Below are 14929 nucleotides of genomic sequence, written 5' to 3' on the forward strand. Positions count from 1 at the left end.
CAGCCGGGCGGGGTCCAGCTCCAGCCGGGTGGCCAGGTCGACGATCTCGGCGATCGCGGCCTAGTTCATCATCAGCAGCGCGTTGTTGAACAGCTTCGCCGTCTGACCCGCCCCGGCGTCACCGAGGTGCACCACATGGCCGGAGAACGAGCGGAACACCGGCGTGCAGCGTTCGGCCGCGGACTGCGGACCGCCGACCATCACGGTCAGCCGGCGCTCCTGCGCGGCCGGGCGCTCGCCGCTGACCGGCGCGTCCAGCACCTCGACGCCGCCCTTCGCGCACAGCTCGGTCAGACGGACGGCGTTGCCGGGCAGGCCGGTGCCATGGTTGACCACGATGGCGCCGGGACGAAGGTCTTCGAGTAGCTGATCGGCAAGCTGCAGGACGTCGTCGTCGGTGCCCACGCACAAGCAGACGATGTCGCAGGCGGCGGCCAGCTCACTGAGCGTGTCGTGCCGCTGGTGGGGGACCTCGGCGAGGCCGTCCAGGGAGGTGGGGCGCCGGGCCCAGGCGTGCAGGGGGAAGCCGGCTTCGGAGATCGCGGTGGCCATGGGCAGGCCCTGGTCACCCAGCCCGATGAACCCCACGACGGGTCGTTCAGGGAAGCGTGCTCGTGTCATGCCTCCACGGTCGGCGAGGACCCTGCGACCAGCCAGTAGACCGGTTTTCCTGGGAATGGCAGTACCAGGCTGGTCATCGACTCATTTGCCACAATCGACGGTATGGCGACCACAGAACTCGGCGCGGCCCTGCGCCACTGGCGCGATCACGTCCCGCCCCAGGCCGTCGGCCTGCCCGGCGGGGGTCGCCGGCGTGCCGCCGGGCTGCGCCGCGAGGAACTGTCCCAGCTGGCCGGCGTCTCCGCCGACTACATCATCCGGCTGGAACAGGGACGCGCCACCAGCCCTTCACCCCAGATCGTCGAAGCCCTGGCCCGCGCCCTGCGGCTCACCCAGGACGAACGCGCCCACCTGTTCCGCCTGGCCGGCCTCGCGCCGCCCGGGCCCGGCATGGTCCCGCGGCACATCACTCCCGGCGTCCACCGCATGCTGGACCGCCTGGCCGGCACACCCGTCGCCGTCTTCGACGCCGCCTGGAACCAACTGCTCGCCAACCCCCTCTACACGGCTCTCATGGGCGAATGGCAGGGCGACGACCTCAACGGCGTCTGGCGCAATTTCCTCAACCCCGACCACCGCGTGCGCCAGACGCCCGAATCCAGGGGCGCCCTGCAGGCCTCCCTCGTCGCCGACCTGCGCCACACCGCCGCCCGCTACCCCGACGACGCAAACCTCAAGGCCCTCATCGCCGAACTGCGCCGCCGCAGCGCCCACTTCGAGAGGCTGTGGGAGTCGGGCGCGGTCGGCGAACACCAGGCCGCCCGCAAGACCATCGACCACCCCATTGTCGGCGCGCTGACCCTGGACTGCGACATCCTCAGCGTCACCGGCAGCGACCTGCGGATCATGGTCTACTCCGCCCAGCCCGGCACCGAGGACGCCGACCGGCTGGCGCTCCTGAACGTCATCGGGACGCAGTCCCTCCTCGGGTAAGAAGCGATTTACTACAAACCGAGGGATACGGCTGCTGCTCGAACATCCGCGCGCATCAGCCTCGTTCGGGTGATCGCTCCGCATCTGGCGCGTAAGAGAAGGGCCTCCTGCTCAGTTCGGTGATGTCGAGTCATCGAATCATCAGGAGGCCCTGGTGTCCCACTGAGCCTCCGCCAACTTGAAACCGCAGATCAAAGGGCTGGTGTGACCGGCTCTCGGGGTGCTCACGCTGGTCGTGGGCAGCAGTCTGCGGAGTAGATCGTCTGTCAGCGGTTGACTGCGAGGTTCGTCAGGACGTGCAAGGCGCGCAGGCCGACCAGGACGTGGTGGTGGCGGACGGCGGTCATGTTGTGGTCCGGCCGGGGCAGGCGGCGGATCTCCAGATCAGGCGGCCCCTCTCGTCGTGCCAGTAGACAGGACGACCGCGGCCACGCCATCAACAAACTCAAGGCATACGAGGCCCTCGCTACGCGCTAGGACAAACGGGGTTCCGTCGTCTTCTGCACAGTCACCGTTGCATCCCTGGTCATCCGACTCCGTTCATGATCGCCCGAGCAGGCTCTCGCCTAGTTCCTCACGCTTTGCGTGACTCGTAGGAACTCGGCGTCAGTCATGAACGGGTCTTCTGCCCAGACGGTGATGGTGTATCCGTTCTGCGGCCACACTGCCGTCCACGTCGGTTCGGTACCCGGCGTCCTTTGGAGCCGGGCGGGGTGACGGTTGACGGATATCGGGGTCCCCTGTGTGGGGGTGGTCTCGCCGGTGATCGCCGTGATGCTCACGGCTCCGGCCTGCCCTCCCTTATCGCGGTTACGTTGATAGGTGTAGGTCCATGTGGGTTTGGCACCCCTGGTGTACGGCGGGTCTGCGCGGTTGCCCAGGCTGATGACGTTGTCCGCGGGAGTGAAGCCGGACGGCAGGTATCGGGGGTGGGGCAAGTGCGCGTCGTCGAAGGGAGTGATGCCCGAGCCGGTGACCAGGTCGGTGATCTTCCTGTCGCCCACCGGATGGTCGAGGGAGGTGGTGGCCAGTCCGTCGTGCATGCCGTCGCAGGGGTCGCCGGCGTGCTGGAAATCGTGCCGTTTCCGCTTCAGCACCAGCGTGATGGAGTGGGCGGATTCGTGGGCTTCCAGGCGGGGTTTGTCCTCGCAGTCCGTCCAATCCATGGGGGTGGTGAGGGTGCGCCCGTGGTTGCTCATGAGTACGTCGCCCGACACCGGAGCGTCGTGGATATGCGCGTGGTCCCAGGCGACCCAGCCGGTCGCAGCCGCCGCGAGACAGGCCGACACGGCGCCGGCCCAGATCATGCGGCGCAAGCGTCGGGAGTTCTTCAAGGGCACGGTCGCATACTCCGTAGTCTTCCGGCGGATGGCTGGCGTTAAGCCTGCCATCGCGGATCCGAAGAGAGGGAGGCGGGTGGGGGTGCTCCACCCGCCATCGCATCAGCCGGTGACGAGCGTCCAGTTCATGTCGTGGAGCGTCTGGTAGATCGGCACGTAGTAGAGGCCCTTCGTCATCCTCTCGATCGTCGGCGTGGACCAGGTGCCGGAGCTGGACTACTACCGGGCCAAGGCGCTCCAGGAGAAGATCCTCGCGGCCGGGCCGATCCCCTACTCGATCGTCCGAGCCACGCAGTTCATGGAGTTCATGGACGCCGCCATGTCCTGGACCGCCGACGCCGACACCGTCCGGCTGCCCGCCACGCCCATCCAGCCCATCGCCTCCAAGGACGTGGCCGACGCGGTGGCGGAGGTCGCCGCCGGTGCTGCGCTGAACGGCATCCGCAACATCGCCGGCCCCGAGATCCTCACCCTGGACGAACTGGGCCGGATCACCCTGACCCACAGGGGCGACAACCGTACCGTCGTCACCGACCCCACCGCCGGCATGTTCGCCGTCGTCAAGGGCGACGTCCTCACCGACAAGAACGCCCACCTCGCTGCCACCCGCTACACCGACTGGCTCTCCTGACATCCGCGCCCCCTCCGTATCCCCCCCAGATCCCTCCAGCTGGGCAGTCTTTTCGCTGCGCCCGCCGGGTACGGCGGCGTGAGTCGGATGGGAATCCCGCTGCGGTCCTCCGATCCCCGGTCAGGCGGAGGGCGGGGGACTCGCATGCACCCATTCGGCCCCTCCGGGACAGACGGGAAACGGCTCTCGGGGTAGGACGCCCCGAGGACGTCGCGGCGGTCGAATGCTGGCGCGCGGCGCAGGCGCATGGCGCTGGATGCGCAGATGAGTGAGATAGATGATCTTGGATGTCTATGAGGCGGTCACGAGCCGACGGGCCGTGCGCGGGTTCACCGACCGGCCCGTCCCGAGGCAGGTGCTGGAGCGGGTGCTGTCCGCCGCCGCCTGGGCGCCGTCCGGATCGAACCTCCAGCCGTGGCGCGCCTACGTGGTGACCGGCGGGCCGCTGGCCGAACTCAAGAGACGCGCCGGCGAGCGCGTGGCCGCAGCCGACCCCTGGGACGAGCGGGAGTACGAGATGTACCCGCCCGCACTGAAGTCTCCCTACCACGAGCGCCGATCCGCCTTCGGCCACGAGCGCTACAGCGCACTTGGTATTGAGCGCGAGGACTGGGAGGCGCGCCAGAGGGCCGCGGCCGCGAACTGGGACTGTTTCGGTGCGCCCGCCGCCCTGTTCTGCTACATCGACCGCGACATGGGCCGACCTCAATGGTCCGACGTCGGCATGTATCTGCAGACCGTCATGCTCTTGCTGCGCGCCGAAGGGCTGCACAGCTGCCCGCAGATGGCCTGGTCGGTGTATCGCAAGACCGTAGCGGAGATCCTCTCACCCCCGGACGAGCTCATCCTCTTCTGCGGCATGTCGATCGGCTTCGAGGACGTCACGGTGGGTTACGCCCGGACGGGCCGAGCGCCCCTCGACGAGACCGTCACGTTCGTCGAGGGGTAGATTCGTGGCTGCGTGATGATCACGGTTGGCCGGGCCGCCATCCTGATCGGCGACGACGCCGGCCTCCTGACTTGAGCGCGAGCTCATACCCCTGAGCGTCCAACAGATCAGCAGGCCTTTTTGCGTGAGCGATGCGTGAGCGGATGGTGGAGCACGAGCGTCATGAGGTGGATCGCACCTCACAGCGAATGTGCTCTGACCTGGTGGGTCCGGACGTCGAAGAACGGTCCGGACCCACCCGGCACACCCTGACCAGGACTTTTAATCCAATGGATTGGGGTTCGGGCTCCGATGGTCTACCGGCCGGGCCGACAGGGATGCGTCCAGAGCCGGATGGCCGCGCGGGCGCTTCCTCGCTGCCGGGGAGCCAGGACGGCTGGCCTTCTGCTCGGGGCGGCTCGACTGCTCACCACCAGTCCGCAGGACGGTCGAAAGCGGTCGTCGCACGCCATCGCTTGCCAACAGCAAAGTAGCTGGTCAGAAGCGTCATCGACCTCCCGTCGCAGGTCAGGATCTGCCCTCATGTATTCCGCTTCAACGTCTGATGGCGCCCGTAGCATCGCTATTTGTTACTGCCAAATAGGCAGGTCAAACGGCCGCGTCCCGAGTGGTGGACGCGGCCGTTTCGTACCCCGTGCTGGATCCGTGCTGGATGGGCTGACGGTTCGTCACCTGTCGTCATCGCCGGGGTGCAACGCTCGGCCATCGAGGCCTTCGTGGCCGCGGCGCGCAAGAAGCTGGCGGTGGCCACGGTCGAGGACCGTATGCACATGATCGGCAACATGTTCCGCACCGCCGCACGCGACAAGCGCCGAACCTCCCCTGTTGGCTCCCGACGAGTGGCCGTAGGTGTCCTCGTCGATCAGGTCGAGGTCGACCTTGCCCTCGGTGACCATCTGCCGCATGCGCTTGATGGCAGCGGCGCGCTCGTGTGACCAATGGGCAGTCGGTTCAACTTCCGGACCGTTCAACGCTCGCCGCCAGCCGGGTCAGGGCGGGCAGCGCCGTACGCAGGGCCGCGCGGTCGTCCGGGCTCAGGCGGTCGATGCCCTGGGTGATGGCGCGGGCGCTGGCCCGGTCGTAGCGGGCGAGCAGGTCGGCAGCGTGGTCGGTCGCCGTCAGCAGGGCGGTGCGGCCCTCGTCGGGGTGGGTGGTGCGCTCGATGAGGCCGGCGGGCCGCATCGCCTTGACGAGGTTGCTGACGGTGGACGGCGCGACGCGCAGCCGGTCGGCCGCCTGGCGCGGGGTGAGCGGCCCGCCGGCGAGCACCCGCAGCAGTTCGATCTGCGCCTCGGGCAGGTCGGGGAGGTTCTCGGCGGTACGGGTCGCGCGGATCACGGCGCGGCGCAGCGGGCCGAGGAGGCGGCTGAACTCGATGGCTGTGTCGGTGCTGTCCATGGCCACATTCTGCACCGGAATCCGGTTTGGTTTTGCATCAAAATAGTTTTGTGTCAAAATCAAGTCATGGAAACCATCAAGCCCGCATATCCGACCACCGTCGAGCGCCCCGTCCCGACGCAGGACCTCTCCGGCGCCGTCGGCCACCGCTTCATCTACACGTACGCCAACGGCTGGCAGTACGAGATGTACGTCAAGAACGCGACCACCATCGACTACCGCATCCACACGGGCCACGTCGGCGGCCGGTGGGTCAAGGACCAGAAGGTCGACCTGGTGATGCTCACCCGGGGCGTCTACAAGATCTCCTGGAACGAGCCCACCGGCACCTCGGTCTGCGTCACCGTCGTCCCCGCCGAGCGGGTCCTGCACGGCGTCATCTTCTTCCCGCACTGGATCAAGGACCACGGTGAGCGCACCGTCCTGTTCCAGAACGACCACCTCGACGAGATGCGCGCCTTCCGCGACGCGGGCCCGACCTACCCGATCTACGAGGTCCCCGAGTTCGCCCGCATCACGCTCGACGAGTACGTCGGTGAGGACGACGAGGAGGTCATCTCCGTCGCCCCCGGCGAGCTGCCCGCAGGCTGGTCCGACCGCACCAACTGAACGGCTACCGCCGCTGATCGCGTACCGCGCGACCCCGCTCGTCCAGTAGCTGACCCATCCGCTTGACCGCCCGGAGGCCGGTGAGCCAGCGCACCACGCGTACCCCCGGGAACTGCTCCGCCAGCATCCGCCCGAAGGGATGCGTGTCGGCCAGGGACGGGAGCCAGGCCGACACGAGCAGGTCGGCCTCGCCGACGCAGGTGGCGACCAGGCGGGTGTCCGGGCGGGCGCTCAGTGCGCGGGCCGTCTCGTCGAGCCGGTCGGCGGGGACCCGCAGCGCGACCACCGTCGGGACGGGCCAGCCCGCCGCCTCCCAGGCCACGTCGCAGCGGACGGCGACCCGGCCGGTATCGAGGAGTCGGCGCAGGCGGCGGCGGAGCGTCGGCTCGCTGACGGCGGCGGCCTCCGCCAGCGCCGCGTAGGAGGCGCGGCCGTCGGCCGAGAGGGCGGTCACGATGCGCTCGTCCACCGCATCGACCGCGGTGCGTGACGCCGCGGCCCGGTCGGCCGGCGCTGCGTTGCGCAGTTGGCGCACCTGGGCCGGGCTCAGTGCCCGCAGCCGCCATTTGCTGCCCTCCTTGTAGAGCCGTGTCACCCAGCACGTACTGGACTGCAGCAATCCGTCGACCTCGGCGAACGGGCCGAGCATGTACTCGGCGAACGCGTGCCGATCGGTCGCCGAGACCGTGAGGTGGAGGTCCCCGTCGCCGGAGACGATCTCGACGGAGAGGATTTCCGGGTGCGTGGCGAAGGTGTAGGCGATCTCGCTCAGCCTGCCCGGCGCGCAGACGGCGGTGACCAGTGCGTTCACCGGGTCGCCGAGCTGGCCGGCGAGGTCGGGGCGGTAGGCGGTCACCCAGGCGAGGCCCTCCTGGGACAGGCGCGCCCAGCGGCGGGCGGCAGTGGAGGGGGTGATGCCGAGGACGTCACCGAGCACGTTCCAGGGCACCCGCGGGTTGATCTGCAGGGCGTGCAGCAGCTGCAGATCGGCTTCGGACGCGGTGACTGATTCCATCCACGGCAACGTAACAGGTGACGGATATCAGCCAGATCGGCACCCGTCACGGCTTCTTGCTGCACGGTGATCCGCAATTCCGACTGCCCCGCCACCGTGCGCCCCAGGAGTCCCGTATGCCCGTGTCCCTGCCACCCCCGAAACGCGCCGAGGCCTCGGCCGCCGCGCCGGCCCGGATCGGCGCCGTCGTCGGTTTCATGGCCTTCGTCGAGCTGACCAGTGGCTTCTTTCAGGGCTTCGTGCCGCCGCTGCTGCCGTCGATCGCAGGCCTGCACGGAGTGTCCGCGGGCGACATCGCCCTGGTGGTGAGCCTGCAACTGCTCGCTGCTGCGGTGTGCGTGCCGGTGCTGACCAAGCTCGGCGACATGTACGGCCACCGGCGGATGCTCCGGATCGCGCTCGGTGTCGTGGTGCTCGGCTCGCTGCTCGTGGCGCTCGCCCCGTCGTACGAACTTGTGCTCTTGGGGCGGGTGTTGACCGGTCCGCTGTCGGCTTGGCTGCCGCTGGAGATCGCCATCACGCGCGACAAGGTGCAGGGCGACGCGGGCCGCCGGGCGATCGGGCTGCTCGTCGGCTGTCTGACCGGCGGGGTGGCCCTCGGGTCGCTGATGGCCGGTCCCGCGGAGGATCTGCTCGGCGGGGTGCGTCCCGCGTTGCTCGTCCTCACCGTGCTCGCCGTTCTCGCCTTCGGCTGCGCCGGGTTCCTCATCCCGGAGACGTCGGTGCGGGCCGCGCAGCGGATCGACGGGGTCGGGTTCGCGGGGCTCGCCGTGGCGCTGCTGCTGCTTCAGTACGGTCTTTCGCAGACGTCGAAACGGGGCTGGGGTTCGTCGACCGTGCTCGGGTGCCTGCTCGGCGGGCTCGTGGTACTCGCGGCGTGGGCGTGGTGGGAGCTGCGGACGGAGCAGCCCGCCGTCGATCTGCGCGTCATCGGGCACCGCTCGATGTGGCCGGTGCAGCTCGCGGCGATGCTGTTGGCCATTGCGCTGTTCGGGTCCCAGTCGCCCAATTCCACCTTCTTGGCGACGCGTTCGGGCGAGGCGGGGTACGGCTTCGGACTCGACACCACCGGCATCGCCCTCCTCACCCTGCCCAGCCAGATCGCCTCGGTGATCGGCGCCTCGCTGCACTCCCGGCTCGCCGCCCGGATCGGTCTGCACCGCACCATCGCCACCGGCGCCGCCCTGCTGGCCGTCGGATACGGGGCGCTGTGCCTGGCGCACGGCAGCGAGGCGGCCTTCGGGATCACCGTCACGCTGGTCGGGCTCGGCGTGGGCCTGATGTCCGGCGGCTTCCCTTCGCTGGTCGCCGAGCGTGCGCCCGCCGGGCAGACCGGGATCGCCGCGGGCATCTACAACACCGTGCGCACCTTGGCGGGCGGGATCGCCGGCGGACTGTTCGCCGTGGTGCTCAGCAACGTGCTGCTCGCGAACTCGCCGCTGCCGTCGGTGGAGGCGTACCGCCTGGTGTGGCTGACCTGCGCACTGTCGGGCCTGGTCGCGGCCGGGCTCGTCCTGCTCGCACGACGCCGTACGACCGACTGACCCTGAAAGGGACTTCACCGATGACGACTGAGCCGCTCGCGACGGACTTCCGGGACCGGGCCGAGGCCATCGCGCCCGAACTCACCGCCCTGCGCCACGCATTGCACCGTGAACCGGAGATCGGGCTCGAACTTCCCCTGACCCAGGGGAAAGTGCTTGCCGCCCTTGACGGCCTGCCGCTGATGATCACCACCGGCAAGGCGCTCGGCTCCGTGGTGGCGGTGCTGCGAGGCGGGCGGCCCGGGCCCGCGGTACTGCTGCGCGCTGACATGGACGCGCTGCCGCTGCAGGAGCTGGCCGACGTGCCGTACAAGTCGCGGATCGACGGCGTGATGCACGCGTGCGGGCACGACCAGCACGTGGCGATCCTGGTCGGCGCGGCCCGGCTCCTTTGCGAACGGCAGGCGGACCTGCCGGGGACCGTGGTCTTCATGTTCCAGCCGGGCGAGGAGAGTTACGACGGCGCCCGGTACATGATCGATGAGGGATTGCTCGACGCCGCCGGACAGCCGCTCGTCGGCGCGTACTCGGTCCACGTGTCGTCGAACGGCCCGGAGTGCGGCACCTTCAGCGGCCGCGTCGGCACCCAGACCGCGGGCAACGCCGAGCTGAAGGTGACCGTGCGCGGCAAGGGCGGTCATGGATCGACCCCGCACACGGCGGCCGACCCAGTGCCGGTGGCGGCGGAGATGGTGCTCGCCCTGCAGAACCTGGTGACGCGTACGACATCGGTCTTCGACCCGGTCGTCCTCACGGTCGGCCTGTTCCAGGCGGGTACGAAGCTCAACATCATCCCCGGCACCGCCGAGTTCGAAGCCACGGTCCGTTCCACCTCACCGGAGGCGATGGCCGACTTCCTGCCGCGCGCGGTGCGCCTGGTGCAGGGCATCGCGGGCGGCTGGGGCATGGCGGCGGACGTGGACGCGCACGAGGTGTACCCGGCGATGATCGCGGCGCAGGAAGCGGTGGAGCTGGGCCGCGAGGTCGTGAGTGACCTCTACGGCGACGCCCGTTGGGTGTACTCCGAGCACCCGATCATGGCGTCGGAGGACTTCTCCCGGGTCACCGCGGTCGTCCCCGGCGTCCAGCTCGGCCTGTCCGCGCGCCCGGCCGGTACGGACGAGGCGACTGCGCCCTTCAACCACTCCGCGTACGCCATCTTCGACGACGCGGCGCTCCCGAGGGGCGCGGCCGTGCTGGCCGAGATGGCGGTGCGGCGCCTTGCTCGGTGAGGATTTCGCGGGTGGAGCGGTGATCAACCTGGGGAAGCGGGCCCATGCCTACGAAGACCGACTGCACGTGCTGCCGCTCGATACGCTGGGGCGCTGACGGTCAACCGCCTTGGCCGCGGCCGCTTCGTATGGGGTTCCGGTGGCTGGATCCGCGTTGAATCGCCAGCGTTTCCGCAGGTCAAATCCCTGGGCCGGATGTTCCGCTTCAACGAAGTGCCCCTGCGCGCTCCGTCATCCCAGGGCCTCACCTTGGGAAGCCGCGATGAGGCCCCAAGGAGCTCTGCGTCGTATTCCGGCTCCGTGGCACCCGGCCGCGGTCGGTTGGCCAGTTTTCTTCACTGGCTGCCGTCAGCGGCGCGTCACCTCTTCGACGAGCATGGTTGCAGTGAACAGTTCCCCACGTTGTCCTGTACATCATGACGGCCGACGCGCACGCCAGTCTGAGATACCGACGCGAGTACGCCGGATTCAGCGTCGAGGAGTTCGCCGAACGGCTCGGCGTCACCACCCGCGCCGTCCGCGCGACGAAAGCTTGTTCCGTAACCGCGGGCGCGGGATCAGGATCCGTTGTGGTCGGGTGAGGTGGTGCACTGCAGCCACTTATCCAGCACGTCGTGGGAGTCGTCGAGAGCCGGAACGCGACTCCCACTGGGCGCGTAGGCCGGTGACCGGTCGGCACGCAGCGGCAAGTGGGCGCAGTTCTAGGGCCTGTATCGGGTCCCGATCAATCTGCCCTGTCTGCCTTCATGGATAGGCTGACGGCATGTTGCGAACGCCTCCGTCCCTGATCACCGAGGAAGCGGCCCTGTCTGTCGCTGGAGCTGGCCTCCTTCGGTACGCAATGGGGCCGGCCTTGATCGGGGCGGGAGCTGACGCAACCGTCGTCATCGTCGAGTCTGGGGACAATCCGAAGGTCAGCGGCGTCCAGGACTCCGTCGGGGTGCTTCTGCGCGGGGATCGGATTCCGGAGCTCCACTCTCGGTTCGAGTTCCGGGGTGCCTTGCCCATTCACGTCTTCGCCCGACTAGAAGAGGGCTGCCTCCCGCTCGGCACCGCCCAGTGCAGGGCGATGCCGTCGGCGCCGGCCAACTTCGACCGCGCCGAACTGAGGCTCATCCAGCCGCTGACCCGCGAGACGCTGGATGCGGTCCGGCCAGTCCCCTCACCCGGGCCGGTGCCAGGCGTGGACTGGATCGACCTCGTGGAATCAGATCCGATCCGGGCCTTGGAGTCGTTCGTCCTCGGCTGGCTTCCCGAAGCGCAGTCGGCTGCCGACGAGACCACGGCAAACGAACTGGACAACCTGCCAGAAGCATTGGCCGCCTTCCACCGCCTGGCCCGCCTTCGCCCGGCCATTCACAGTTTCATCGACCCAGTGCTGAAGAAGCCCAGGCGTGCTTCCGGGCCACTGGGCGACCGGCTGGTCGTCGCCATGTGGAACGGGGCCGGGAAGGACTGGTCCATCCCCTGGCCTCTTAATATGCCCGACGGGGCCGATCCACGCGTGTGGTTCACCGAAGACCCCGACGATCCGAACCCGGAGACGACCCTTGAAGAGGAACCGCTGAGTCGCTTCCTCTTGCAGTTCACCCTCAACGGAGCCATGAGTGGCGCCCCCTACGGCGCTCGCACCTACTGCATGCCGACCGCGCGCCTTGACGCGCTGTGGAACCTGCTGCGCCCCGTACCTCTGAGTCCATTCATGCCAGCCGGAGCAGCCGAGCGGTTCTTTGCGGCGCCGGGACTGCTCGCCCAGGTCAGCGGCGACGAGGACGAGGCAATCGTGGGTTTCAGCGCTCTTCACCGCGGGACCCTGACACCGCTGCTCGAACACGGGTTCCGCTGGTCCGGGTTCGACGGGTGAGGCATCAGCCCCCGATGGGGTCGCTTGTGTGCCCGTGGGCGGGGCCGTTTCGCGTGAGGTCCTTGACCCAGATCATCGACGCTCGGAGGTGGAGTCCAGCGATACGGCTCTCGGGCGTTTTGTCATACCGGGTCGCGATGCCTCGCCAGGCCTTCAGCTTGTTGATCAGGCGTTCGACCGTGTTCCTCTCCTTGTGGAGGTCGGCGTCGTGGGTGACAGGCCGGCCGCCTCGGGCGCCCTTCTTCTTGCGGTTGGCTGCCTGATCCGCCTTCTCTGGGATGACGGCTTTGACATGGCGTTTGCGCAGGTGGGCGCGATTTCCACGGCACGAGTAGGTCTCGTCCCCGGCGACCGCGTCGGGCCGGGTGCGGGGGCGCCCGGTGGGTCCACGAACCCGGATCTTCCTCAGAACGATGATGAACTGCGGACTGTCAGCCGCCTGTCCGGCGGTCAGGGTGAACGCCAGCGGGCGGCACTTGCGGTCGGCGGCGAGGTGGACCTATCGGCCCGTCACTCGTACCGGTATTTCAGCGAATCCGCCTCCGCCTGCTCGATGTCAGCGATCGTCAGCTCCGGCATCCGCAGCTGGGCCAGCGTCACCTCGGCCGAGGTCGGCTGGGCGTCCGCCGGCAGCCACTGCTCCGGCTTCCATGCCCCGCTGCGCAGGAGCGATTTGGGGCAGTGCGGATAGACCTCCTCGATCCCCAGCACCAGTGCACTGGCCGGCGGCTTGCCCACGGCGGTCAGCTGCGACAGCAGCTCCGGGCGGGTGGAGACGCAGGCCCGGCCGTTCACCCTGAGCGTCGTGGTGCGCCCCGGGATGACGAACAGCAGCCCGGCCCGTCCGGTGGCGATGACGTTCTGCAGGGTGTCCAGACGCTTGTTGCCGGTCGCGTCCGGTATCGCCACTGTCCGTGCGTCCAGGACGGCAACGAACCCGGCGGGGCCGCCGCGCGGGGAAACGTCACAGTTGCCCTCGGCGTCCGCGCTGGCGACCAGGACCAGCGATGAGCAGCCGATCAACCGCCGGGTCTGCTCGGTGAGTTCGGTCATCTGCTTGCGTATGGCCGTGTCCTTGGGCAGTTCGTAGACCCGGCGCAACGCGTCCTGATCGGGCACGGCGTCGAGGCGGAGCGAGTCGAAGGCACTGCTGGTGAGGGATGTCGTCATGCCAGCGACCCTAATGGGTCGACCTGCGACTGATCTTGGTCGGTGAGTGCGGGGACATGGAGATGGTCGCGCCTGCTGATCCATCCCTCACCCGAACTGCGGGCCAACACGGCCCGAGATCAATGGCGGGTCAGCCCGTTACCCGTTAGGGGCCGGGGAGTCAAAGGCTGTCCTGCGGATCTTGACTGCCGGACGATCACACTCCGATGAAGCTCACTGTTTCCGTCATATCCGCTCGCCCTGCACGCAGCCGGGGTACGCCTTCCTTCTCGAATCCCACCGAGACACCGCAGAACAGTACGAGCCCGTCACCGGCTCCGACTATCTGGCTGACGGTCTTGCGATACATCGTCCACATCACCTGGGGACAGCTGTGCACCCCTTCCGCCCTCAGCAACAGCATGACCGTCTGCAAGTACATCCCCGCATCCCCCCACTGCCCGGGACCCATCGTCCGGTCGAGGTAGCAGAACAGCACGACCGGTGCTCCGAACGCCCCCGAGTTCAGGGCGGCGATCTTCATGGGCCTGTCGGGGTCATCGCGCTCGATTCCCAGCGCTTCGTACCGCTGGGCGGCCGCAGCGGAGAAGCGGTCCAGATACGGCGAAGGCAGCTCGGCCGGATACATCGGATACTCCCGCTCATCGCCCGGGTCTCCCGCAAGCGCCCTGGCAGTCGCACGCTTCTTCAGTTCGGCCAAGGGATCGCCGGCCACGACATAGACATGCCACGGCTGGAGATTTCCACTCGACGGAGCCCGCGTGGCAGCGGTCAGCACTCGTTCGAGCACCTCTTTGGGTACCGGCTTATCGCTGAACGCCCGCACGGCCCGCCGACTGTCCACAGCTTCATACACGTTCACGTGGATCCCGACCTCTCACTCAACGACAGCCACCTCTCTACCCTCTTGAGCACGCGCTGGAGGAGTTCATCGGCGGGGCAGAGGGACGACGCCTGCAGGGGCGGCGCTGACAACTCCCTCCTGCTGCTGTGGGACGACCATGGATACGTTCAACGACAAGCACTGCGGACAGGAGGTCGACGAGTGATTGCGATCCCGCTGCGTGACCGCCTCGCACTCGCGGCAGCACTGGCCTGCCCGCTGCTGGTCGCACTGATCCTGATCCCCTTCCGGGGCAACGTGTCCAGTACGAACCTGTCCCTGGTCCTCGTCATGGTCATCGTCGCGGTCGCCGCCCTCGGCAACCGCCCGGCCGGCGCGCTGGCGGCGCTGTCCGCCGCGGCGTGGTACGACTTCTTCCTCACCCGGCCCTACGAAGGCTTCGACATCACCCGCGGCGGCGACCTCGCGACCACGATCCTCATCCTGGCGGTGGGTCTGGTGGTCTCCCAGCTGACCGAACTGCTGCAACTGCGTGGCTGCCGCTTCGAGTACGGCACTCTTCTCGGCCACCCGGCCCGCTTGGAGCAAGACGGCACCCTCACCGTCGGCCGCAGGCGCTGGGACGTCGATCAACACGGCTGGCCGCAGGGGGGAGATCGAACTACGCGCCAGCGCAGGCGGGCGCTTCCAGGGCCGGTTCATGCTCACACCCGCGCCCGGCGCCCGCTCCACCCGTGAGGCCCGCCTGGTCGCCGTGACCCTCGCCGACCAGGCCGGGG

At 68.6% G+C, this 14929-nt stretch carries 16 protein-coding genes and 2 pseudogenes; 10 read left to right on the top strand and 8 right to left on the bottom strand.

The genetic code is table 11. The annotated features are described in order from the left end of the window. Positions 1 to 60: 60 nt before the first annotated feature. Positions 61 to 621: an NAD(P)-dependent oxidoreductase gene (locus tag ACWC2T_RS30015; RefSeq protein ID WP_450673480.1), complete on the bottom strand. Its 561-nt coding sequence runs from the start codon at positions 619 to 621 to the stop codon at positions 61 to 63. Positions 622 to 723: 102 nt separating this feature from the next. On the opposite strand from ACWC2T_RS30015, the gene ACWC2T_RS30020 reads away from it, so the two are divergent. Beyond that, positions 724 to 1554, top strand: a complete 831-nt coding sequence (locus ACWC2T_RS30020) for a helix-turn-helix transcriptional regulator (RefSeq protein WP_450673481.1) — start codon at positions 724 to 726, stop codon at positions 1552 to 1554. A 266-nt stretch (positions 1555 to 1820) separates the two neighbouring features. Here ACWC2T_RS30020 and ACWC2T_RS30025 read toward each other — a convergent pair whose 3' ends face one another. Together ACWC2T_RS30025 and ACWC2T_RS30030 are read right to left on the bottom strand one after the other, a co-directional pair. Beyond that, positions 1821 to 1991, bottom strand: coding sequence for a hypothetical protein (locus tag ACWC2T_RS30025; protein WP_450673482.1), 171 nt, complete (start codon positions 1989 to 1991; stop codon positions 1821 to 1823). Between the two features lie 129 nt (positions 1992 to 2120). Beyond that, positions 2121 to 2945 carry a hypothetical protein gene (locus ACWC2T_RS30030; RefSeq protein ID WP_450673483.1) on the bottom strand — a complete coding sequence of 275 codons (825 nt, stop codon included), beginning with the start codon at positions 2943 to 2945 and terminating at the stop codon, positions 2121 to 2123. A 118-nt stretch (positions 2946 to 3063) separates the two neighbouring features. On the opposite strand from ACWC2T_RS30030, the pseudogene ACWC2T_RS30035 reads away from it, so the two are divergent. The 3 genes and pseudogenes from ACWC2T_RS30035 to ACWC2T_RS30045 all read left to right on the top strand — a co-directional run. Continuing rightward, positions 3064 to 3525 (top strand): annotated as a pseudogene (locus ACWC2T_RS30035) (SDR family oxidoreductase); the annotation flags it as partial. A gap of 283 nt (positions 3526 to 3808) precedes the next feature. Continuing rightward, on the top strand, positions 3809 to 4474 hold the full coding sequence (locus ACWC2T_RS30040) for a nitroreductase (protein ID WP_450673525.1): 666 nt from the start codon (positions 3809 to 3811) through the stop codon (positions 4472 to 4474). Positions 4475 to 5163: 689 nt separating this feature from the next. Further along, a complete protein-coding gene (locus ACWC2T_RS30045) occupies positions 5164 to 5409 on the top strand; it encodes a hypothetical protein (RefSeq protein ID WP_450673484.1) in 246 nt (81 codons plus the stop codon). A gap of 16 nt (positions 5410 to 5425) precedes the next feature. Here the strand turns inward: ACWC2T_RS30045 and ACWC2T_RS30050 are convergent, their stop codons facing one another. Then, positions 5426 to 5872 carry a MarR family winged helix-turn-helix transcriptional regulator gene (locus ACWC2T_RS30050; RefSeq protein ID WP_450673485.1) on the bottom strand — a complete coding sequence of 149 codons (447 nt, stop codon included), beginning with the start codon at positions 5870 to 5872 and terminating at the stop codon, positions 5426 to 5428. 66 nt (positions 5873 to 5938) lie between these two features. Here ACWC2T_RS30050 and ACWC2T_RS30055 point away from each other — a divergent pair, with 66 nt between their 5' ends. Further along, positions 5939 to 6481 (top strand): phenolic acid decarboxylase, encoded by a 543-nt coding sequence (locus tag ACWC2T_RS30055; protein ID WP_450673486.1) that lies wholly within the window; start codon positions 5939 to 5941, stop codon positions 6479 to 6481. A 4-nt stretch (positions 6482 to 6485) separates the two neighbouring features. On the opposite strand, the gene ACWC2T_RS30060 is transcribed toward ACWC2T_RS30055, so the two are convergent. After that, on the bottom strand, positions 6486 to 7496 hold the full coding sequence (locus tag ACWC2T_RS30060; protein ID WP_450673487.1) for an AsnC family transcriptional regulator: 1011 nt from the start codon (positions 7494 to 7496) through the stop codon (positions 6486 to 6488). 116 nt (positions 7497 to 7612) lie between these two features. Here ACWC2T_RS30060 and ACWC2T_RS30065 point away from each other — a divergent pair, with 116 nt between their 5' ends. The 4 genes from ACWC2T_RS30065 (at position 7613) to ACWC2T_RS30080 (ending at position 12136) form a co-directional block, all read left to right on the top strand. Continuing rightward, entirely contained in the window at positions 7613 to 9040 is a 1428-nt protein-coding gene (locus ACWC2T_RS30065; RefSeq protein ID WP_450673488.1) for an MFS transporter, read from the top strand. A gap of 20 nt (positions 9041 to 9060) precedes the next feature. Next, positions 9061 to 10272 carry a M20 metallopeptidase family protein gene (locus ACWC2T_RS30070; protein ID WP_450673489.1) on the top strand — a complete coding sequence of 404 codons (1212 nt, stop codon included), beginning with the start codon at positions 9061 to 9063 and terminating at the stop codon, positions 10270 to 10272. A gap of 416 nt (positions 10273 to 10688) precedes the next feature. Next, positions 10689 to 10853, top strand: coding sequence for a hypothetical protein (locus ACWC2T_RS30075; RefSeq protein WP_450673490.1), 165 nt, complete (start codon positions 10689 to 10691; stop codon positions 10851 to 10853). Between the two features lie 182 nt (positions 10854 to 11035). Next, positions 11036 to 12136 carry a hypothetical protein gene (locus ACWC2T_RS30080; RefSeq protein ID WP_450673491.1) on the top strand — a complete coding sequence of 367 codons (1101 nt, stop codon included), beginning with the start codon at positions 11036 to 11038 and terminating at the stop codon, positions 12134 to 12136. Between the two features lie 4 nt (positions 12137 to 12140). Here the strand turns inward: ACWC2T_RS30080 and ACWC2T_RS30085 are convergent. The 3 genes and pseudogenes from ACWC2T_RS30085 to ACWC2T_RS30095 form a co-directional block, all read right to left on the bottom strand. Beyond that, positions 12141 to 12635, bottom strand: a pseudogene (locus tag ACWC2T_RS30085) (transposase); the annotation flags it as partial. 11 nt (positions 12636 to 12646) lie between these two features. Continuing rightward, positions 12647 to 13306 carry an MSMEG_1061 family FMN-dependent PPOX-type flavoprotein gene (locus ACWC2T_RS30090; RefSeq protein ID WP_450673492.1) on the bottom strand — a complete coding sequence of 220 codons (660 nt, stop codon included), beginning with the start codon at positions 13304 to 13306 and terminating at the stop codon, positions 12647 to 12649. Positions 13307 to 13502: 196 nt separating this feature from the next. Continuing rightward, positions 13503 to 14168, bottom strand: a complete 666-nt coding sequence (locus ACWC2T_RS30095; protein WP_450673493.1) for a nitroreductase — start codon at positions 14166 to 14168, stop codon at positions 13503 to 13505. Positions 14169 to 14351: 183 nt separating this feature from the next. On the opposite strand from ACWC2T_RS30095, the gene ACWC2T_RS30100 reads away from it, so the two are divergent. Then, positions 14352 to 14888, top strand: coding sequence for a DUF4118 domain-containing protein (locus ACWC2T_RS30100; protein ID WP_450673494.1), 537 nt, complete (start codon positions 14352 to 14354; stop codon positions 14886 to 14888). The last annotated feature ends 41 nt before the right edge of the window (positions 14889 to 14929 follow it).

The organism is Streptomyces sp. NPDC001393, assembly GCF_053597455.1.